The 20,121-nt window shown below is 43.2% G+C and carries 18 protein-coding genes; 10 read left to right on the top strand and 8 right to left on the bottom strand.

Annotation, left to right across the window (positions count from 1 at the left end; all coding sequences use genetic code 11):
* Window positions 1-34 precede the first annotated feature (34 nt).
* Together rph and pyrE are read left to right on the top strand one after the other, a co-directional pair.
* Window positions 35-748, top strand: coding sequence for a ribonuclease PH (rph, locus tag CXF80_RS13080; RefSeq protein ID WP_101033273.1), 714 nt, complete (start codon window positions 35-37; stop codon window positions 746-748).
* Window positions 749-820: 72 nt separating this feature from the next.
* Window positions 821-1,462, top strand: coding sequence for an orotate phosphoribosyltransferase (pyrE, locus tag CXF80_RS13075; protein ID WP_101033272.1), 642 nt, complete (start codon window positions 821-823; stop codon window positions 1,460-1,462).
* Between the two features lie 94 nt (window positions 1,463-1,556).
* Here pyrE and folE read toward each other — a convergent pair whose 3' ends face one another.
* The 5 genes from folE to coaBC all read right to left on the bottom strand — a co-directional run bounded on the left by folE (window position 1,557) and on the right by coaBC (window position 6,773).
* Window positions 1,557-2,207, bottom strand: a complete 651-nt coding sequence (gene folE / locus CXF80_RS13070; RefSeq protein ID WP_101033271.1) for a GTP cyclohydrolase I FolE — start codon at window positions 2,205-2,207, stop codon at window positions 1,557-1,559.
* 179 nt (window positions 2,208-2,386) lie between these two features.
* Window positions 2,387-4,336 (bottom strand): alpha/beta hydrolase family protein, encoded by a 1,950-nt coding sequence (locus tag CXF80_RS13065; protein ID WP_101033270.1) that lies wholly within the window; start codon window positions 4,334-4,336, stop codon window positions 2,387-2,389.
* A 156-nt stretch (window positions 4,337-4,492) separates the two neighbouring features.
* Window positions 4,493-5,086, bottom strand: a complete 594-nt coding sequence (gene slmA, locus CXF80_RS13060; RefSeq protein WP_101033269.1) for a nucleoid occlusion factor SlmA — start codon at window positions 5,084-5,086, stop codon at window positions 4,493-4,495.
* Between the two features lie 35 nt (window positions 5,087-5,121).
* A complete protein-coding gene (gene dut / locus CXF80_RS13055) occupies window positions 5,122-5,580 on the bottom strand; it encodes a dUTP diphosphatase (protein ID WP_101033268.1) in 459 nt (152 codons plus the stop codon).
* Window positions 5,577-6,773 carry a bifunctional phosphopantothenoylcysteine decarboxylase/phosphopantothenate--cysteine ligase CoaBC gene (coaBC, locus tag CXF80_RS13050; RefSeq protein WP_101034772.1) on the bottom strand — a complete coding sequence of 399 codons (1,197 nt, stop codon included), beginning with the start codon at window positions 6,771-6,773 and terminating at the stop codon, window positions 5,577-5,579. Before coaBC ends, dut begins: the two co-directional genes overlap by 4 nt.
* Before the next feature lie 215 nt (window positions 6,774-6,988).
* Here coaBC and radC point away from each other — a divergent pair, with 215 nt between their 5' ends.
* The 4 genes from radC (at window position 6,989) to argA (ending at window position 10,002) form a co-directional block, all read left to right on the top strand.
* Window positions 6,989-7,666, top strand: coding sequence for a RadC family protein (radC, locus tag CXF80_RS13045; protein ID WP_101033267.1), 678 nt, complete (start codon window positions 6,989-6,991; stop codon window positions 7,664-7,666).
* Between the two features lie 121 nt (window positions 7,667-7,787).
* Window positions 7,788-8,024, top strand: coding sequence for a 50S ribosomal protein L28 (gene rpmB / locus CXF80_RS13040; protein WP_101033266.1), 237 nt, complete (start codon window positions 7,788-7,790; stop codon window positions 8,022-8,024).
* Window positions 8,025-8,030: 6 nt separating this feature from the next.
* The gene (gene rpmG / locus CXF80_RS13035) at window positions 8,031-8,204 is read left to right on the top strand and encodes a 50S ribosomal protein L33 (RefSeq protein WP_011494790.1); all 174 of its coding nucleotides are present in this window, start codon (window positions 8,031-8,033) and stop codon (window positions 8,202-8,204) included.
* A gap of 478 nt (window positions 8,205-8,682) precedes the next feature.
* Window positions 8,683-10,002 carry an amino-acid N-acetyltransferase gene (gene argA / locus CXF80_RS13030; protein ID WP_101033265.1) on the top strand — a complete coding sequence of 440 codons (1,320 nt, stop codon included), beginning with the start codon at window positions 8,683-8,685 and terminating at the stop codon, window positions 10,000-10,002.
* Between the two features lie 116 nt (window positions 10,003-10,118).
* Here argA and rarD read toward each other — a convergent pair whose 3' ends face one another.
* Window positions 10,119-11,027 (bottom strand): EamA family transporter RarD, encoded by a 909-nt coding sequence (gene rarD, locus CXF80_RS13025; protein ID WP_101033264.1) that lies wholly within the window; start codon window positions 11,025-11,027, stop codon window positions 10,119-10,121.
* Window positions 11,028-11,152: 125 nt separating this feature from the next.
* The gene (locus tag CXF80_RS13020; protein WP_101033263.1) at window positions 11,153-11,617 is read right to left on the bottom strand and encodes a thioesterase family protein; all 465 of its coding nucleotides are present in this window, start codon (window positions 11,615-11,617) and stop codon (window positions 11,153-11,155) included.
* Window positions 11,618-11,818: 201 nt separating this feature from the next.
* Between CXF80_RS13020 and recQ the strand changes: the two genes are divergently transcribed.
* The gene (gene recQ / locus CXF80_RS13015; protein ID WP_164839416.1) at window positions 11,819-13,666 is read left to right on the top strand and encodes a DNA helicase RecQ; all 1,848 of its coding nucleotides are present in this window, start codon (window positions 11,819-11,821) and stop codon (window positions 13,664-13,666) included.
* A gap of 4 nt (window positions 13,667-13,670) precedes the next feature.
* On the opposite strand, the gene CXF80_RS13010 is transcribed toward recQ, so the two are convergent.
* Window positions 13,671-15,533, bottom strand: a complete 1,863-nt coding sequence (locus CXF80_RS13010; protein WP_157822231.1) for a hypothetical protein — start codon at window positions 15,531-15,533, stop codon at window positions 13,671-13,673.
* A gap of 510 nt (window positions 15,534-16,043) precedes the next feature.
* Here CXF80_RS13010 and leuA point away from each other — a divergent pair.
* Genes leuA through leuC form a run of 3 tightly spaced genes read left to right on the top strand, consistent with a single transcriptional unit; the run spans window position 16,044 to window position 20,115 of the window.
* Window positions 16,044-17,612: a 2-isopropylmalate synthase gene (gene leuA / locus CXF80_RS13005; RefSeq protein ID WP_101033261.1), complete on the top strand. Its 1,569-nt coding sequence runs from the start codon at window positions 16,044-16,046 to the stop codon at window positions 17,610-17,612.
* Complete coding sequence (gene leuB / locus CXF80_RS13000; RefSeq protein ID WP_101033260.1) at window positions 17,609-18,703, top strand: 3-isopropylmalate dehydrogenase; 1,095 nt, start codon at window positions 17,609-17,611, stop codon at window positions 18,701-18,703. Before leuA ends, leuB begins: the two co-directional genes overlap by 4 nt.
* Window positions 18,704-18,714: 11 nt before the next feature.
* On the top strand, window positions 18,715-20,115 hold the full coding sequence (leuC, locus tag CXF80_RS12995) for a 3-isopropylmalate dehydratase large subunit (protein ID WP_101034770.1): 1,401 nt from the start codon (window positions 18,715-18,717) through the stop codon (window positions 20,113-20,115).
* Window positions 20,116-20,121: the final 6 nt, after the last annotated feature.

Below are 20,121 nucleotides of genomic sequence, written 5' to 3'. Positions count from 1 at the left end.
CAAATATGATCTAAAATCGACTACAGGACTTTTCATGCGCCCAAGTAACCGTACACCTGCTCAAACTCGCCCGATCACTATTACGCGTTCTTTTACTGCACATGCTGAAGGCTCTGTTTTAGTCGAATTTGGCGACACAAAAGTGTTATGTACCGCGAGCTTTACCGAAGGCGTGCCGCGTTTTCTTAAAGGTCAGGGTCAAGGCTGGGTAACAGCTGAATACGGTATGTTACCGCGTTCAACTCATAGCCGTATGGACCGTGAAGCCGCTCGTGGTAAGCAATCTGGCCGTACTCAAGAGATCCAACGTTTAATTGGCCGCGCATTACGTGCTGCGGTTGATATGAAATTATTGGGTGAAAACACTATCGTTATCGATTGTGATGTTATTCAAGCTGATGGTGGTACGCGTACTGCTGCCATTACGGGTGCGTGTGTGGCATTGGTTGATGCGCTTAACTGGGCGCGTGGCAAGGGCATTATTAAAGCTAACCCGCTTAAGTTTTTAATTGCCGCTGTGAGCGTGGGTATTTATAAAGGCGAAACGATCAGTGATTTAGAATACATTGAAGACAGCGCTGCAGAAACTGATATGAACGTAGTGATGACCGAAACCGGTAAAATTATTGAAATTCAAGGTACTGCAGAAGGCGAGCCATTCAGCCATGAAGAGTTGCTTGAGTTGTTAGTGTTAGCTAAAAACAGTATTCGCGAAATTGTCGATGTGCAAAAAGCCGCATTAAGTTAATATGCAGTTGAAAAATGAGGACCGATTACGGTCCTTTTTTTTAGCCTGAAAATTGATCATAGAGGACTAACCGTGAAAGACTATCAACGCGAATTTATTGAGTTTGCTTTAGCCCGCCAAGTGTTACGTTTTGGTGAGTTTACCCTTAAATCTGGCCGTACTAGCCCGTACTTCTTTAATGCTGGACTGTTTAATACGGGTAAAGACTTGGCACGTTTAGGCCGTTTTTATGCCGCGGCGTTGATGGACTCGGGTATTGAGTTCGATTTGTTATTTGGTCCTGCATACAAAGGTATTCCGATTGCGACTACCACCGCCGTTGCCTTGTGCGATCATCACGATGTGGACATTCCCTATTGTTTCAACCGCAAAGAAGCCAAAACCCACGGCGAAGGTGGCAGTTTGGTGGGCAGCGAGCTCAAAGGCAAAGTGATGCTGGTGGATGATGTGATCACTGCAGGTACCGCTATTCGTGAGTCGATGGAGATTATTAATGCCCATAATGCCCAGCTTGCCGGTGTATTGATTGCATTAGATCGTCAAGAAAAAGGCCAAGGTGAATTGTCGGCGATCCAAGAAGTTGAGCGCGACTTTGGCTGTCAAATTGTGTCGATTATTAAGTTGGCTGATTTAATCTGTTACTTGTCTGAAAAACCGGGCATGGAAGCTGAGTTAGCATCCGTTAGCGCTTATCGTGAGCAATACGGGATTTAATCTTTTCTATTAATCATCCTAAACAATAACGCAGCCTTAGATGGCTGCGTTAGTCGGCTGCGTTTTTTTATTGGCAATAACACTGAGTCATAGCCTATTTTACCAGATGTAAAAACTCGGCGCGGGTAGCCGGGTTTGATTTAAACACGCCGCCCAATGCCGTGGTGGTCGTTGAGCTGGTTGAATCCATCACGCCACGTGATTTAACGCAGTAATGTACTGCATCCATTTTTACCGCTACGTCTTTGGTTTCAAGTAGGGTTTGCAGTGCCACTAACACTTGCTGGGTTAAGCGCTCTTGCACTTGTGGGCGTTGGGAAAAAAATCGTACGATACGATTAATTTTCGATAAGCCAATAATTTTGCTGCGGGGTAAGTAGGCTACTGTGGCTAATCCATCAATGGTCACTAGGTGATGCTCGCAGGTACTGGTCAGACTGATGTCTTGCACACGCACCATTTCATCGACACCCATTTTGTTTTCGATAACAGTGATCTTGGGGAAGTTTTCATAATCTAGGCCTGAGAATATTTCATCGACATACATTTTTGCAATACGCCGAGGGGTATCGACTAAGCTGTCATCTGATAAATCCAATGACATTAATGTCAGGATCTCTCTCATATGATGCTCAATTTTTACCTTACGTTGTTCTGGCGTCGAGGTTTTTGGCAACATAGGTGTTTCTAGCCCACGATCTTTCAGCGCGGCTTGTACTTTTATTGCGGCTTCACTTAGTGCCATATATCCTCCAACAACCCTGTCATACTGCGATAAGTATATCTTAAAAAGCCTTAGGACGCTTATGCCATAAGGGGAATGGAGAATAACGTGATTCGTTGCAAATTAACACTGTAGACGATAAAAAAGCCGACCCTTTTAGTCGGGTATCGGCTTTTGAGGTGTAAACGCTTTGGCTATGGCTATTTAATGTTTAAATTCTCTTTGATGAATTTAAGCATTATTTCATAATATTTAGCGCGATTTTCGGCATTGTAGAAGCCATGACCTTCTTTTTCCCAGATTTCTTTTTGGAATGGGTAATTGGCTTGATTTAAGGCTTTTTCCATTGCTTCAAATTGCTCTATGGGTGCACGTTCATCTTCTTCACCATGAATTAATAACACTTTAGCCTTGAGCTTGCTGACATTGTGGGTTGGCGACATTGTCTGTAGTTGTTGGGTATTTGTACCGAGCACTTCTTTTAAAAATGCTTCCCCACCATAAGAGTCTGGAATATCGCCTGTGTTATACATTTGTTCTAAGTCGTATACTCCGGCAACACCAATGGCGCATTTGAACATATCGGGTGCTAACATCGGGCTGATTAGTGCTGAATATCCGCCAAAACTACCACCAGAAATACACACTCTATCTTTATCTACATAACCTTGGTCAATAACATATTGAGTTGCGTCGATAATGTCATATTGAATTTTACTTCCCCATGCGAGGTAGCCTGACTCCTCAAACGCTTTACCGTATCCACCTGAACCTCGGAAGTTAACTTGTAATACCGCTATTCCATTTTGTGCGAGTAATTGATTTTCTGGATTAAATATCCATAAGTCGCGTGCACCGTGCGGGCCACCATGAGGGTTAACTACAAGTGGCATATTTTTATGATCTTTAATGCCACTTGGAAGGGTTAAATAACCATGGATCGTTACGCCGTCACGATTTGTGAAACTGATGGGGCGTACTTCAGACATCTCGCTTGGGTCAAGTGCTGCATTTCCAGCAAACAGGAATTTGAGTTTGAGTTTTTTACGATCAAACAGATAGTAGTCACCCGAATTTTTATCATTCATTGCCGCAACGATGAGTGTGTTACCGTCGATGGTTTCGCTTACGATACGAATACGATGATCAGGAATTGCTGCCATAAGCTGCTGCAATGCTTTGGCTTTAGCACTTTCGGTATCGACAAATTGGTATTCTGGGTAACCGTTTTCAAACTCTACCGCGTAGAGTGAGTTTGTTTGTTCGCTAATCCAAGTTATAAATGGGTCAACAACATCATGTTGGATGATTTTTTTATGTTTCGCCGTTGCAAGTTCTACTTCATAAATCGCCTGAGTAGCGCCTTCACCATGTGCAATAGCATAAATTGATTTGTTGTCTTCGGTGAACGAAATAGGGTAGAAATCTGTTAGTCCGCCTTTAATTCTTTCAGCATCAACCCATTCACCATTTTCATAGTAGAAGAGCTGATCATCGTTTTTGTTATCTCGTGCAAAGCTAAAGCGAACGTCTTCTTTATTATCAACAAGGAAACCTGCATTGGCGATAGGTGACGTGGTAAGGCGTTTGCGTTTACCGGAATAGACGTTGACGCGGTATACAAGGGTATATGCATAGTTAAGGCTATTCCAAGGTTTGGCCATGACATAGATGTATTTGTCATCATCTTTTAACGTGTCTAATACATATGCATGAGCATATATTATCTCATTACTGGAAATGCTCGTGCCCGCTGTGTTGCGGCCATTGTAACCGAACAGGTACTTAGATTTACTGCCATCATAATTTACCGCCAGTAACTCACCTCGATAATCAGATACTTCACGTTGTGCGTGCTTATAGAGTTTTTGTAATACAATCCGCTCATCATTCACCCAATAGTAACTACCAACTTCTTCATCACCACTAAATTTGACTGCATTAGTCGGCTTCATGGTTTCAAGGTTTAGGATTAATAGGGTGCGCTTTTCATCTTCAATTAAAATAACGCCAAGGTGTTTACCATCGGGTGATATTTTGACTTCAGAGAATTCGGAATCAGCACTAAAATCTTTGATCTGAGGACTAGCAAAAGTGTGAGAGGTAAAAAGAATAAGCAAACAGCAAGTGAGATATAAAATACGCAGCATGACTACAATCCGTGTAATAAATGTTAAAAGTGTAACGGTATTGTATTTTAATCAAGTGATCGGAGCAACAGATTCAGATTAATTATTCATCGAAATGAAGGCGCTATGTGTTTGAGGTATTGGGCTGCATCATGAAATAATCCAGCCCGATATGAGTTAACTTCTTAACAATTGTTGCTGAATAAAGGTCCATTGCTCATCAAAGTGTAGCGTTGGTTTCTGTTTAAATTCACTGCGAACAAACTGTGAAATACGCCCTTCTACAAAGGCCAGTAATAGGTTGGCGAGAACGGCTTCGTCGAGGTTAAAGCCTACGCCTTCGCGTAAAGTTTTTTCGCGCAGAATTTGTTTTATTTGGGTTTCAATTTTGGCAAATAGCACATCGATTCGGCTACGTAAACGTTCGTTTTCACCCAGCAGAGCATCGCCATTTAATACGCGTGAAATACCAGGATTACGTTCAGAAAACACCAGTAATAACTGCAGTACTAACTGACAGCGGGCCATGGTGTCTTTTTCTTCGTCCATGATGATATTGAGGCGTGACAAAATAGCGTCTTCAATAAACTCGATTAAGCCTTCGAACATCCGCGCTTTACTGGGGAAATGACGATACAGTGCCGCTTCTGATACACCGACTTCGGCAGCAAGTTTAGCTGTGGTAATACGTTGGCCTGGGCTGGTTTCGAGCATTTTTGCTAAGCATTGTAAAATATGCTCACGACGATTCATTTTAGGGCTTTCAGCCATTATCTGTTCCTTGGCTCAGTGACGACTAGAAAAGATTATTTGGTTCCTGAGTGACCAAATCCGCCTTCTCCACGATCTGAGCGATTAAACTCATCCACTAAGGTAAATGTTGCCTGTACCACGGGTACAAACATCAATTGGGCTAAACGATCGCCTATTTCGAGCGTGAATGGTTTATCACTTCGGTTCCAACATGACACCATTAATGGTCCTTGGTAATCGGAGTCAATTAAGCCCACTAAATTACCCAAAACGATGCCATGTTTATGACCCATACCTGAGCGTGGCAAGATAACCGCGGCAAGGCTTGGGTCGGCCACATGAATGGCAATACCCGTTGGAATTAATACCGTTTGGCCAGGTTCAATCACCATAGTGGTGTCGGTCATGGCACGTAAGTCCATGCCTGCGCTACCGGGAGTTGCGTAGGCTGGCAATGGAAATTCATTGCCAATACGCGAGTCGAGAATTTTTAGTTCAATGGGTGTTTTCATGATTTTTTTAATTGTTTTTCTATTAATGAGAGTAATTGGCGCGCCAGTGTTAGTTTGTCTGTTGCTGGTAGTTGTTGGCTGCCGTGTTGCCAAAATACCTGTAGTGCATTGCTATCGGCATTAAAGCCCAAGCCTTGAATAGAAACATCGTTAGCGGCAATCATATCGAGCTTTTTGCGTTGTAATTTACCGCGAGCGTATTGCTCCACATCGTTAGTTTCTGCTGCAAAACCGACAGTAAAAGGTCGAGGTGAGTGCTCCGCAACCGTGGCTAAGATATCAGGATTACGTACTAGTGCAAGCTGCATTTTGTCGGCTGATTTTTTGATTTTCTGCTCTGCTATATCGGCAATTCGATAATCTGCTACGGCGGCGCAGCCGATAAAAATATCATGCTGCTCAACCTGTTCCATCACTGCGTTAAGCATTTGCTGAGCAGAATCAACGTTAATACGAGTCACACCTGCTGGGGTTGCCAAGTTAACTGGACCAGACACTAATGTTACGCTGGCGCCCATTTCTGCTGCGGCTTGGGCTAAGGCAAAACCCATTTTTCCTGAGCTGTGGTTGGAAATATAACGCACAGGGTCTATCGCTTCGCGCGTTGGCCCGGCAGTAATGAGTAGTTGATGACCTTGAAGTGTTTTAGGACCAAAAAATTGTACCAGTTGTTCTGCCATCACCACGGGCTCTTGCATTCTGCCGGGGCCGACTTCACCGCAGGCTTGGCTACCCGATGCTGGGTGCCAAATTATCAGGCCTTTACGGACTAAATTGGCCATGTTCTCTTGCGTGGCAATATTTTGGTACATCTGTTGATTCATCGCTGGGCATACAATGACAGGCGCACTGGTGGCTAAGCAGGTTGTGGTTAATAAGTCATTAGCCATACCGGCATTGATCCGCGCGATTATGTTTGCTGTTGCTGGAGCAATTAATACCACCTCAGCCCAACGAGCGAGTTCGATATGACCCATAGCCGCTTCTGCTGCGGGATCAAGCAAGTCAGAGGCCACTGGGTTGCCAGAAAGCGCTTGTATGGTTAACGGGGTGATAAACGCCATGGCGCTTTGAGTCATAATGACTCGCACATCTGCGCCACGCTCTTTTAAACGGCGAATAAGGTCCGCGCTTTTATAGGCGGCAATACCGCCACCAATTCCGAGTAATACTTTTTTATTTGTCAGCATGATGCACATTATCCGACTCAAATCTAATTACGGCTAACAATATCACAAACCTATGACAAGTGGCGCAGATCCAATCTCAAAAATATCAACCATACTGTAGTCATTAATTCGAACTCTGTTGTTGAAAAAGATAACCAGCCGTTGTGGGTGTTGTCATCGGGTATAGCGTCGAGTTAATGCGTGCAATTAAATCGCCACATTGAATATAAGGGACATTCATGGGAATTAAAGATTGGCCTCAAGGAGAAGGACCTCGAGACAAGTTACTGCTCAAAGGTGCTGGACATTTGTCTGATGCAGAATTGCTTGCGGTGTTATTGCGTAATGGTCTGGCGGGGCAAAATGCGGTGGATTTAGCCCGAGAGATGATCAGTCAGTTTGGTGGTTTGCGCAGTTTGCTGAGTGCATCGAAAAGCCAAGTGTGTAAATTAGCTGGCGTTGGACCGGTAAAATACGCTCAATTACAGGCCGCGGCCGAGATTTCTAAGCGAATTGCCCATGAAAATCTACAAAGAGGGCAAATTTTGACAAATCCTGATTTAACTCGGGACTATTTAATGAGACAATTAGGCGACCGATCCTATGAAGTGTTCGCCTTACTATTGTTGGATACCCAACATAGAGTCATTCAATTTGTAGAATTATTTCGTGGCACCATCGATTCCGCTTCTGTTTATCCTCGCGAGGTTGTAAGCCTTGTTTTGGAGAAAAAAGCAGCGGCAGTAATAGTGTGTCACAATCACCCGTCTGGCATCGCAGAGCCAAGTCAGGCTGATCGGCGAATAACTGAGCGAATAAAAAATGCATTGGCAACCATAGATGTTTCTTTGTTAGATCATATGGTTGTAGGTGATCAGGAGATAGTCTCCTTTGCTGAGCGAGGGTGGATAGTATAAACACTGCTTGATCTTATATGGTCAATCGTGTATAAAATGCGCCCTCTTTGTGCCTCGGGCGACGGCCATACGAGGCACATTAATGCTCGAGCGTTAAAAAATTGTTTTGGAGAAGATTGACATGTCAAGAGTATGCCAAGTAACTGGCAAGAAGCCAATGGTTGGTAACAACCGTTCGCACGCAAAAAATTCGACTCGTCGTCGTTTTTTACCTAACCTACAAAACCATCGTTTTTGGTTAGAAGAAGAAAAGCGTTTCGTGCAATTACGTGTATCTACTAAAGGTATTCGTATTATCGACAAAAAAGGTATTGAAGTAGTTGTTGCTGAACTTCGTGCCAGTGGCGAGAAGGTATAATAGAAAATGGCTAAATCTAAAGGTAATCGTGAGAAGATCAAATTAGTATCTAGTGCTAAAACTGGTCACTTCTACACTACTGAAAAGAACAAGCGTAACATGCCTGAAAAAATGGAAATCAAGAAATTTGATCCAGTCATTCGTCAGCACGTTATGTACAAAGAAGCTAAAATCAAGTAATTGATTTTTGATTCTTAAAAAAGCCCCTTAATAGGGGCTTTTTTTATGGCCGTTTAAAAATAGTCTATACTGAATAACACCTTAGACTGGCCACAAAAATGTTTGATAAGCGTTTATTATCCCAAGTTGTGCTAATTTACAGCGTTGATCTAATGTGCTCATCATAAAATCATTCTATTTTGATTGGGTCCTCAACATTGGTAACCTGCTATTTCGTTAATATTTTGATGTAAAAATGTAACCCAATCGATATAAAAAATGCGTAAAGGGCTATTAGCGGCTAAAATGAGTTAACTTTTTGGCTGTCATGATTTTTTCACACTAAAGTGAGACACTATATTTTATTAAAAGTGAAATAAAATGCTTTAAAAGTGAATTAAAATGCAATACCATTCCTTTTAACGTAATAAAAAATCATGTGACGTTCTTTGTCATAACTATTAATGAATATCAAACTTATCCTGAGGTGAATTTGCCTGTGAGAACCACTGAACTGGTTGATGGATTTCGTCATTCTGCTCCTTATGTTAATGCACATAGAGGTAAAACTTTTGTCGTCATGCTCGGTGGCGAGGCTTTAGCACATCCGCAGTTTCGCGGTATTTTAAATGATGTGGCTATGTTGCACTCACTTGGAATAGAGGTGGTATTAGTTTACGGGGCCAGGCCACAGATTGATGAGGGGTTGAAGGCTGCTGGAATTGAACCCGCCTATCACAATGGTATACGCATTACTGATGATGAAACCCTTAAAATTATCAAACAGGTTGCGGGAGCGACTCAATTTGATATCACCGCAAGGTTGTCGATGTGTTTAGGCAACACGCCAATGCAAAATGCCCAAATTAACCTTGTTAGTGGCAATTTTGTGATTGCGCAACCGTTAGGCATCGAAGACGGTGTTGATTTCTGTTTGAGTGGTAAGGTTCGCCGTATTGATGCGTTGGGTCTTCGTCGTCAATTAGACAATAATGGCATAGTCTTGATGGGACCGATTGCGGCTTCAGTTACCGGTGAAAGTTTTAACCTTACGGCAGAAGAAGTCGCGACCCAAGTCGCGATAAAGCTAAAGGCTGATAAGATTATTGGTTTTAGTAATAGTCACGGCATTTTGGATGAAAATGGCGACGTGATTGCTGAACTGATGCCAGACGAAGTTGAAGAAATGCTTAAGACGATGTCTACAGATACGCATGCTTCTGTGGGGACGATGGCTTTCTTAAAAGCCAGCGTTGAAGCGTGTCGCCGAGGCGTGCCACGTTGTCATTTGGTGAGCTATTTAGAAGATGGCGCATTATTACAAGAATTATTTTCACGCGAAGGTATTGGTACTCAAATTGTTACCCAAAGCGCCGAACGTTTACGCCGGGCAACCATTAGCGATATCGGCGGTATTTTAAATCTTATTCGGCCTTTGGAAGAACAAGGTATTTTGGTGCGCCGCTCTCGTGAGCAACTTGAAATGGAAATCGAGCAGTTTATGCTGGTTGAACGTGACAATTTGGTCATTGGCTGTGCAGCATTGTATCCATTTGAAGAAGACAATGCGGGTGAGTTTGCGTGTCTGGTGGTGCACCCCGATTATCGTGATGCTGACCGAGGTAGTTTACTGCTAAATAATATTATTGGTCAGGCCCGTGTTCGTGGTTATTCGCGTTTATTTGCACTGACAACTCGGAGTATTCATTGGTTTTTAGAGCATGGCTTTAATATTGTCGATGTCGATGTGCTCCCGAATATGAAAAAGCAGCTGTATAACTATCAACGTCGCTCAAAAATTCTTGCGTTAGATTTGTAGAAGTAACAAGACAGTTAACACATAAAAAATGCCGGATTACTGAACAAAGTAATCTGGCATTTTTGTGAGTCAATTATCAATGATTTTAGTGGCTTAAACTAACCAATGTTGAATTATCAAGCTGACGCTTTGGCTAAGGCGTTACGTCGTTGACGTTGCAATATCATGTCGCCAACAAAGATAACTAACGCGCCCCAAATAAATCCAAAGGTAATGCCTTTCTCTATATCAAACGGTTCATTAAAGAGTTTTACCGCCAAGATAAACATGATACTTGGGCCAATATATTGGAAAAAACCTAAAATCGAAAATGGAATTCTGACGGCGGAACCTGCAAAACATAGTAACGGAATCGTTGTGATAATACCGGCAGCGACTAACAGTAAATTGAGGTCGAGAGTGTTGGTTAGCATGCTCGTTGTCGAACTGTCTAAGGTGATGAGTAAATACCCTAAGGCAATAGGTAATAAAATGGCCGTTTCGACCAATAATCCTGATTTAGCATCGATATTAACTTTTTTACGTAATAAACCATAAAAACCAAAACTGGCCGCCAAGGCTAATGACAACAGTGGAATAGAGCCAAAAGAAATTAATTGTACCAGCACTCCGGTACTGGCTAAACCTACCGCAACCCATTGCAATTTACGTAGACGCTCACCTAAAAATACCATCCCAAGCAATACGTTAAACAGCGGGTTAATAAAGTAACCTAGACTGGCATCGAGCATATGGTCGTTGTTGACGGCCCAAATAAAAATCAGCCAATTTGCTGCAATTAGCACCGAGGTGACAAACAGTACCGCAAGTTGTTTAGGTTGTTTGAGAATAAGGCGCAGACGATCAAAACCACCGATAAACTGCATCATGATGATCATAAAAATAAATGACCAAATCACACGGTGCATTAATATTTCTGTCGCGGGGACGTTATGTAAAAGTTTAAAATACAGCGGTGCGACACCCCAAATGGTGTAAGCGCAAACGGCCAGTAAAACCCCTTTACGGTATTCTAAATCAGGCATAGTGAGTCAACAGTGGGAAGAACAATAATAGATGGCGATTGTAGGTCGCCATTTTGGATGACACAAGTGATTAAGCGAATTCTTTTATAAACCGGTTGTCAGCTTTAAATGGCAGCGCGTTTAGCTTATCCCACCATATAAGTCCCTGTGCCGAAGGCGATGTGGACCCCTTGTTCATTATGTAACTCCATCCGACAAACTGATACGCGATTACCCGCTCGGATAACACTGCCTGTGCCAGTGAAGACTTCACCGCGACCCGGACGAAGAAAGTCGACGCGCATATCGATAGTGCTTAAGGTGGTTAAACGTTGTTGTAATTCCTCTATTGTCCAATTTTCTTTACTGGCAACTAGCCCAGCAAATACCGTGAGCCCGCCGACAACATCGAGTAAGGTTGCTGTGACACCACCATGTAAAATGTTTTGATGAATATTACCAATAAGCTCAGGCTTCATTTTTATCACCACTTCAACACCATTGATGTCGTAATGTTTTATGTCTAATCCGAGTAGATTATGAAACGGAACATGCTGGTCAAATATTTGTGCAACTTGTTGTAATACTTGGGTTTGAATAGCGGTGGTCATGAGCAATCCTTGTCTGTTTTATAATTATTATGCTTGTTGTTTGTAGGGGCGGCTTACTGCTAAAGAGTATTTAATCTAACCCTAAAGTGACATTGACTCAATCTTCTATCTTGGGTCAAAACAGCGTAAAGGTGTTTTGGTTCAAGACATCTGTGGCTGAGTGCTTTAAAATGAGTGCCCCTTGAATGATGATGTAGTGTAATGGATACTCCGATTTCGGCCAATATTGCGTCCTCAGATGTGTTGACGACAGAGCAAGATGTACTTGCTGCAAGCTTGCAGCAGGTGTTTGGTTATCGCGCCTTTCGTGAAGGGCAGCGAGAAGTCATTGAGCAAAGTTTACAAGGCCAAGATACCTTAGTGATTATGCCTACTGGTGGCGGCAAAAGTATGTGCTATCAATTGCCTGCTATTGTGTTGCCTGGCGTTACTGTGGTCGTTTCGCCATTAATTTCGTTGATGAAGGACCAAGTCGACAGTTTATTGCAAAGTGGGGTATCGGCAGCTTATCTCAATTCATCATTACCGCGCGAACAAAGTGCTGAGGTGTTACGCAAGCTTCATGCGGGCGAGATTAAATTGTTGTATGTGTCGCCAGAGCGTTTGTTACGTCCTGACTTTATTGAGCGTCTTCAATCAGTTGATATTTCAATGTTTGCCGTCGATGAAGCGCATTGTATTAGTCAATGGGGCCATGATTTTAGACCTGAATATGCTGCATTAGGTCAATTAAAAGAATATTTTCCTTATTTACCATTAATGGCTTTAACCGCGACGGCAGATCACGCCACGCGTTTAAGCATTTGCGAACGTTTAGGGGTAACACCTTATACTTTGCTGTCGAGTTTCGATCGCCCCAATATTCGTTATACCGTGGCTGAAAAACTGAATGCGGCGAATCAGCTGCGTCAGTTTTTAACGGTGCAAAACGGCACCAGTGGTATTGTGTATTGCAGTAGCCGGCGACGAGTTGATGAGGTGGCTGAGCGTTTACGCCTACAGGGGTTTAATGCCCAAGCGTATCACGCAGGATTGAGCCAGCAAGATCGAGGCAACGTTCAAGATAAATTTCTAAAAGATCAAATCGATATTGTGGTGGCAACCGTGGCTTTTGGCATGGGGATTAACAAGTCTAACGTGCGCTTTGTGGTGCATTACGATATTCCCAAAAGCATTGAAGCTTATTACCAAGAAACAGGCCGAGCTGGTCGTGATGGTTTAGACGCTGAAGCTTATATGTTGTTTGACCCTGCTGACATAGGCCGAGTCAGACATTTGATTGAGCAATCTGAACCGGGTCCGCAACAGCAAGTCGAATTTCATAAATTGCATACCATGGCAGCCTTTGCTGAAGCGCAGACTTGTCGTCGCCAAGTGTTATTAAACTACTTTGATGAAGTGGCTTCTAAGCCTTGTGGTAACTGTGATATCTGTCTTGACCCACCTAAACGATATGATGGTACTGAAGATGCACAAAAAGTGCTTTCTTGTATTTATCGTTTGCAGCAACGTTTTGGTATCCACCATGTTATTGAAGTATTACGCGGGTCTAAAGCGGCTAATATCGTTGATAGAGGCCATGATAAGTTATCGACATGGGGCATTGGTAAAGATAAATCAACAGAGTTTTGGCTCAGTGTTATCCGCCAGTTAATTCACTTAGGTTTGATGAGTCAGGATATTACTCGGGGATCTGCGATTAAGCTTAATCCTGCCGCGAGGCCGGTGTTAAAGGCTGAACTGTCGTTAAAGTTAGCGGAACCCAGAATTCAATTGATCAATGTTAAACGTAAGCCCAGTGCGCGTGGGCCGCAGCAATATGATCGTAAATTATTTGCGCGTTTAAAATTACTGCGCCGTGAACTGGCTGAAAAGAATGACATTCCACCTTATTTAGTCTTTAACGATGCTACCTTGGTTGAAATGTGTGTCATGCTGCCCACAAGTCCTGGGGAGATGCTCGCGGTAAACGGGGTTGGGCAGATTAAACTTGACCGATTTGGCGGCGATTTTTTAGATGAAATCTCTGATTATCTGACCAAAAGTTAGTTATTTAATGTTCATCATTAGGCGGGGTCTCTTGAAGTTTTATTTTGTTTAATTGATTTATAACGGCTTTTTTTACTAGCACGTCAAAGTTGTCAAGTTGTTGTAAACTCGCCATACCAATATTTACTTTGATCCCCGTTTTCCATTCGCTAAGTACTCGTTCTATTTGGGTTACGACTCTCGCCGCTCCCATTGACGAGGTGTGTGGCAGGATAATAATGAGTTCGTCAGTGTTGTGACGAAATAATTGGTCTTGTTCTCTCAGTGTGAGTTTGAGTCGTGGGATCATAAACGGTATATCCTCGAGATTAATATGATTGATATTAATCAGTAATAGACTCAGTTGATACTGCCCTTGTTTGGCATTGCTCAGCATATGATCAATACGTTGCTGCTGGTTTTCTTCTTGAGTATCAGCATTGAGGCGTTGTGGTCTTCGGGCCAAAAACAGCACTAATCCAACGGACAGTAACAAAATGATTAAAGCCGTAATGGTCAAATTTTGATTGATGTTGCTGGCAGGTTTTTCGGGTGCTGTACTGGCTTCACTTTGTGCCGTTATTCTGGCTTTATACTGCATAAAGTGGGCATTGTTTAACTTTGCAGCTGCTTGTTTAGCAGCGGCAAAACGCTGCACTTGAAATTGATAAGCCGACTCAAATTGATTTTGTTCAGCGTAGTATTGGCTGATTATTTGATTAAATTCTTCTAAATCCGAAAATTGCTTGAGTTCAGTGGCTTGTTCAACAATCTCATTTAATAGCGACAAGGCGAGGGTGTCTTTGTGTTGTGCAAAATACACTTTGGCTAATGTACGCTTAATGCGCATCACATAAATAGGCTGTTGGTATTTTGTGAAAAGGCTGATGCTTGAGTGGGCGAGTTGCTCGGCGATGTCATAATCGCCAACGTATAAATGAATTATCGCAAGTATAGCATCCTGGTTTGCCGCATCTCTCTCAGAGCCCATGGTTATATTCTTACTGAAATCTTCTGCTTTATTTAAATAATACAGCACGTTGGATTTATCATTTAGCGCGATATATATAAGTGCTACATTGATAGCCACTGTCGATTTTATTTTTCCGAAAAAAGAAATATCTTTATAAGCCGCTTCGGAAAAATACAGTGCCTCTACATAATCACCCATAGAGAAAAAAACGTTTGAAATTTCCGATTGGATGAATGATTTCGGCAATAAGTACCAATGTTGAAATTGTGCTTGTGCCTCATCAAAAATAGCTAAAGCTAAGCGTAAATCCTCAATCGATTGATTATAATTCTCTAAGCTAGTATTTTGCCTACTTCTGGCATAAAGGCTGTTTACAATCGCTTGCTTTTCAGAGTAACGCTTTGCCAAGCGTAGCGCTTCTTCGGTGAGTTGTTGTTCTTGGAGTGTATTGCCAAGGCTTTGATGTGCTGCGGCTTGGCATTGCATGAAGTAGGGACGAGCTGTGTCGTACTTAAATTGTCTGGCCTTTATTTCCCCTTGTTTTGCCAAGGTGATAGCCTGATTGAACTCACCAAATTCCAATAAATTAACACAACGTAACAGCGTTAATCGTAGCGCATCGATATTGGCTAATGGTTGTTGAGCATGTTGTTGCTCAAGTGAATCAATCAGTGATTTTGCGTCTGTAGATCGTTGAGAATTGATACTGCTGATCACATCGAGTTGTTCACGAGCGCTCAGTTGTTGAGTTTGGGCAATGATATCGCCGGAGAGTAATAAACGTTGCGCTGGTTGAGCAAAAACTGCCGTAGTCGCTAAATATAGTGTGATGCCAAAGATTAAAGCGAAAATGCGACTAAAGTTAGATTCAATACTCTTTTTCGACAACATCATCGGCATATATCTACTTAACATGGGGTGGTAGCAGTATACGATTATTTATATCCAGATACATAAAAATATAATTGATGCAGCAACTTAGATTGATGTTTATTTGCACTTTGAGAGGTAAGTTCATTAATTGAAAGCGAATCCATATTGGCTGATAATGTTGTTGGTTAACTGTAATGAGGCACTAGTACACTATCATCTTTTTCACGATGGTTAAATTAGGGTTGACACAGAAGGCTGGTCGAGTTACATATTAGGTACAGACATATTTTTTGCGTCACACATTTAGCATATTTAGTTATTAAAAGTGAATATTAACGCCATGAACACACAATTGTTTTTACTCGGACTCCTTCTCCTCTCTCGCATACCCTGCGCGGAGTCCTTTGTGTTACATGCAAAATAATTCATTAAGCATACACAAACCCCGCGCTAACAGTCGCGGGGTTTTTTGTTTCTAGCCCTTTTGAAATGTACCAGTTGTGCTGTTTGCAGTTGGGTAAATAGATACATGATGGTCGATGGAGAAATTCGATGTCCAATAGAGTTATAATTTTTGATACTACGCTACGTGATGGTGAGCAGGCGCTGGCAGCGAGTTTAACCGTTAAAGAAAAACTACAAATTGCCTTGGCGCTGGAACGTTTAGGCGTTGATGTAATGGAAGTGGGTTTCCCGGTGTCTTCTCCTGGTGATTTTAAATCGGTGCAAACCATTGCTAAGACCATTAAAAATAGCCGAGTGTGCGCGTTATCCCGTGCACTTGAAAAAGACATTGATGCCGCGGCCCAAGCCTTATCGGTAGCCGATCAATTTCGGATCCATACTTTTATTTCAACCTCGACCATTCATGTTGAAAGTAAATTAAAGCGCTCTTTTGACGATGTGTTAGAGATGGCCGTTAATGCGGTTAAGTACGCCAGACGTTTTACGGATGACGTTGAGTTTTCCTGTGAAGATGCTGGCCGCACGCCGATAGATAATTTGTGTCGTATGGTAGAGGCGGCAATTAAAGCCGGTGCCCGTACCATTAATATTCCAGACACTGTTGGCTATACAGTGCCAAGCGAGTTTGCTGGCATTATTAAAACCTTATTTAATCGAGTGCCAAATATCGACCAAGCGGTGATTTCGGTTCATTGCCATGATGATTTAGGTTTGTCGGTTGCTAATTCGATTGCTGCAGTAGAGATGGGCGCTCGCCAAGTAGAATGTACTATTAATGGCATTGGTGAACGAGCCGGTAACTGTTCGTTAGAAGAAATTGCCATGATCCTTGCAACACGCAAAGATTTGCTTGATGTAGAGTGTGGTATTAACGCCAAAGAAATACATCGTACGTCGTCGTTGGTCAGCCAACTATGTAATATGCCTATTCAAGCTAATAAGGCCATCGTGGGGACTAATGCATTTTCTCATTCATCGGGTATCCATCAAGATGGTATGCTAAAAGCCAAAAATACCTATGAGATCATGACCCCAGAAAGCATTGGTTTGAATCGTAATAATATGAACATGACTTCACGCTCTGGTCGCCATGTGATTAAGCATCGCATGGAAGAAATGGGTTACCAGCCAAGCGATTATGATATGGACAGTCTTTACGAGCAGTTTTTAACCTTGGCAGATAAGAAAGGTCAGGTATTTGATTACGACTTAGAAGCGTTAGTGTTCGTGGAGTCGCAAGCTCAAGATGATGATAAATATCAACTACAACATATGATGGTGCATTCAGATTCGACTGAAGGTGTGGCCACCGCGACGGTGCGTATTGCGGTAGATGGCAAAGATCTTACCGAAGCATCGACAGGTAATGGACCTGTCGATGCTGCTTATAATGCCATTGCACGGGCAACCGGTCGTCAAATCAATATTACCAACTATAAATTAAGTGCCAAAGGTGAAGGCCAAAATGCCCTAGGGCAGGTTGATATTACCGCGAAATACAACGAGCAGACGTTCCACGGTGTCGGATTAGCCACCGATGTGGTTGAAGCCTCAGCCCAAGCGTTAGTTCATGTGATGAATTTAGTGTACCGCGCAGACAAGGTTGCTGATTTTAAACAACAGATCCATAAAAATAGGGAGTTAGGTGGCGTATGAGTTATCAAATAGCAGTTTTGTCGGGTGATGGTATCGGTCCTGAAGTGATGGCAGAAGCGCGTAAAGTGCTGAGTGCGGTAGAAGCGCGTTTTGGATTAGATATTAACTATACCGAATATGATGTTGGCGGCATTGCGATTGATAACCATGGTTGTCCGTTACCTGATGCAACGTTAACAGGCTGTGAAACTGCCGATGCCATTTTATTTGGCAGCGTTGGTGGCCCCAAGTGGGAACATTTACCACCCAATGATCAACCGGAACGTGGCGCATTATTACCGTTACGTGGTCACTTTGAGCTATTTTGTAATTTACGCCCAGCCAAATTACATGACGGCTTAGAGCATATGTCACCACTGCGCAGCGACATTTCAGCTCGTGGTTTTGATGTGTTGTGCGTACGTGAGTTAACCGGCGGTATTTACTTTGGTAAGCCAAAAGGGCGTCAAGGTGAAGGTGACGACGAAGAAGCCTTCGACACTATGCGTTATAGTCGCCGCGAAATTAGCCGCATTGCTCGTATTGCTTTTGAAGCTGCGCGTGGACGTAAAAATAAAGTCACTTCTGTAGATAAAGCCAATGTGCTGGCTTGTTCAGTACTATGGCGTCAAGTGGTAGAAGAAGTGGCCAAAGACTTCCCTGATGTCACCTTAGAGCACATCTACATCGATAATGCGACTATGCAGCTATTGCGTCGTCCAGATGAGTTTGATGTGATGCTATGTTCTAATTTATTTGGTGATATTTTATCCGATGAAATTGCCATGTTAACCGGCTCTATGGGGCTATTGTCTTCGGCAAGCATGAACAGTAAAGGCTTTGGTTTATTTGAACCAGCCGGCGGCAGTGCCCCCGATATTGCTGGTCAAGGTATCGCTAATCCGGTGGCGCAGATTTTATCTGCCGCACTGATGTTACGTCATAGCTTAAAGCAAGAAGACGCCGCTAATGCTATTGAACGCGCTGTGACAAAAGCACTCGCCAGTGGTTATTTAACCGGCGAACTTATGGCAGCAGATAAACGTAGTGAAGCAAAGTCGACCGCACAAATGGGCGATTTTATTGCCCAAGCGATAAAGGAAGGTGTGTAATGGCTCAAGTTATGGGTAAAACCTTATATGAAAAAGTGTGGGATGCACACATTGTCGCCTCTCCTGAAGGCGAAGCCCCCGTCGTGTATGTTGACCGTCATTTAGTGCATGAGGTGACATCACCTCAAGCATTTAGTGGCTTAAAAGTGGCTGGACGCACACTACGTGCACCACACAAAACCTTTGCCACCATGGATCATAATACCTCGACCCGCAGTGCCAGTTTAGATGCACTGAGCCCTATGGCCCGCACTCAAGTTGAAACCCTGGCGCAAAACTGTAAAGAGTTTGGCGTGCGTTTGTATGATATTCATCATCCTAATCAAGGTATTGTCCATGTAATGGGGCCTGAATTGGGGATTACTCTACCGGGATCCGTTATTGTGTGTGGTGATTCGCACACCGCGACCCATGGTGCATTTGGTGCATTGGCGTTTGGTATTGGCACCTCAGAAGTTGAGCACGTATTGGCCACCCAGACCCTACGCCAGTTAAAAGCCAAAACCATGAAGATTGATGTTCGCGGCCAAGTGACCGATGGCGTAACAGCAAAAGATATCGTATTAGCCATTATTGGTAAATTAGGTATGGATGGCGGCACAGGTTATGTGGTTGAGTTTTGTGGTGATGCCATTGAGGCATTAACCATGGAAGGACGGATGACCTTGTGCAACATGGCCATCGAAATGGGTGCCAAAGCCGGTATGGTCGCGCCTGATGAGACCACATTTAACTATCTTAAAGGCCGTGAGTTTGCCCCTAAAGATGCGCTGTGGGAGCAAGCGGTTGCCACATGGTCACAATTGAAGACCGATGCTGATGCGGTATTTGATTGTGAAGTGGTATTTGACGCCAACGATATAGCGCCGCAGTTAACTTGGGGTACCAACCCTGGTCAAGTGGTGGCTATTGACGGTGTGGTGCCTAATCCTGAACAAGAAACCAATATTACCAATCGGACGAGTATGGTCAAAGCGTTAGAGTATATCGGCCTTACGCCGGGTACTAAAATGACCGACATTAGCATTAATAAAGTGTTTATTGGTTCTTGTACTAACTCGCGCATTGAAGATTTACGTTCTGCTGCTGCGCAGGCTAAAAATCGTAAAGTGGCTGACGGCGTGGTGGCGATTGTGGTGCCGGGATCGGGCCCAGTCAAACGGCAAGCAGAGGCTGAAGGCTTAGATAAGATTTTTATTGAAGCCGGTTTTGAATGGCGTTTACCAGGTTGTTCTATGTGTTTGGCAATGAATGATGACCGTTTAGACGCGGGTGATCGCTGTGCATCAACCAGCAATCGTAATTTCGAAGGTCGTCAAGGTCGTGGCAGTCGTACCCATTTGGTTAGCCCTGCTATGGCTGCTGCTGCAGCAGTTGCGGGCCACTTTGTTGATATTCGTCAACCTTATTAATCAGCT

The organism is Shewanella sp. Actino-trap-3 (assembly GCF_002836275.1).
Taxonomy (GTDB): domain Bacteria; phylum Pseudomonadota; class Gammaproteobacteria; order Enterobacterales; family Shewanellaceae; genus Shewanella; species Shewanella psychromarinicola.
This window is presented reverse-complemented; position numbering and strand designations above follow the sequence as displayed.

Coding starts and splice junctions, on each gene's coding strand:
- rph (WP_101033273.1), top strand. CDS start 35: ATGCGCCCAAGTAACCGTACACCTGCTCAAACTCGCCCGATCACTATT.
- CXF80_RS13020 (WP_101033263.1), bottom strand. CDS start 11,617: ATGACCACCGCTATTCAAACCCAAGTATTACAACAAGTTGCACAAATA.
- recQ (WP_164839416.1), top strand. CDS start 11,819: ATGGATACTCCGATTTCGGCCAATATTGCGTCCTCAGATGTGTTGACG.
- dut (WP_101033268.1), bottom strand. CDS start 5,580: ATGAAAACACCCATTGAACTAAAAATTCTCGACTCGCGTATTGGCAAT.
- slmA (WP_101033269.1), bottom strand. CDS start 5,086: ATGGCTGAAAGCCCTAAAATGAATCGTCGTGAGCATATTTTACAATGC.
- folE (WP_101033271.1), bottom strand. CDS start 2,207: ATGGCACTAAGTGAAGCCGCAATAAAAGTACAAGCCGCGCTGAAAGAT.
- CXF80_RS13065 (WP_101033270.1), bottom strand. CDS start 4,336: ATGCTGCGTATTTTATATCTCACTTGCTGTTTGCTTATTCTTTTTACC.
- rpmG (WP_011494790.1), top strand. CDS start 8,031: ATGGCTAAATCTAAAGGTAATCGTGAGAAGATCAAATTAGTATCTAGT.
- CXF80_RS13010 (WP_157822231.1), bottom strand. CDS start 15,533: ATGTTAAGTAGATATATGCCGATGATGTTGTCGAAAAAGAGTATTGAA.
- leuC (WP_101034770.1), top strand. CDS start 18,715: ATGGGTAAAACCTTATATGAAAAAGTGTGGGATGCACACATTGTCGCC.
- rpmB (WP_101033266.1), top strand. CDS start 7,788: ATGTCAAGAGTATGCCAAGTAACTGGCAAGAAGCCAATGGTTGGTAAC.
- leuB (WP_101033260.1), top strand. CDS start 17,609: ATGAGTTATCAAATAGCAGTTTTGTCGGGTGATGGTATCGGTCCTGAA.
- leuA (WP_101033261.1), top strand. CDS start 16,044: ATGTCCAATAGAGTTATAATTTTTGATACTACGCTACGTGATGGTGAG.
- rarD (WP_101033264.1), bottom strand. CDS start 11,027: ATGCCTGATTTAGAATACCGTAAAGGGGTTTTACTGGCCGTTTGCGCT.
- radC (WP_101033267.1), top strand. CDS start 6,989: ATGGGAATTAAAGATTGGCCTCAAGGAGAAGGACCTCGAGACAAGTTA.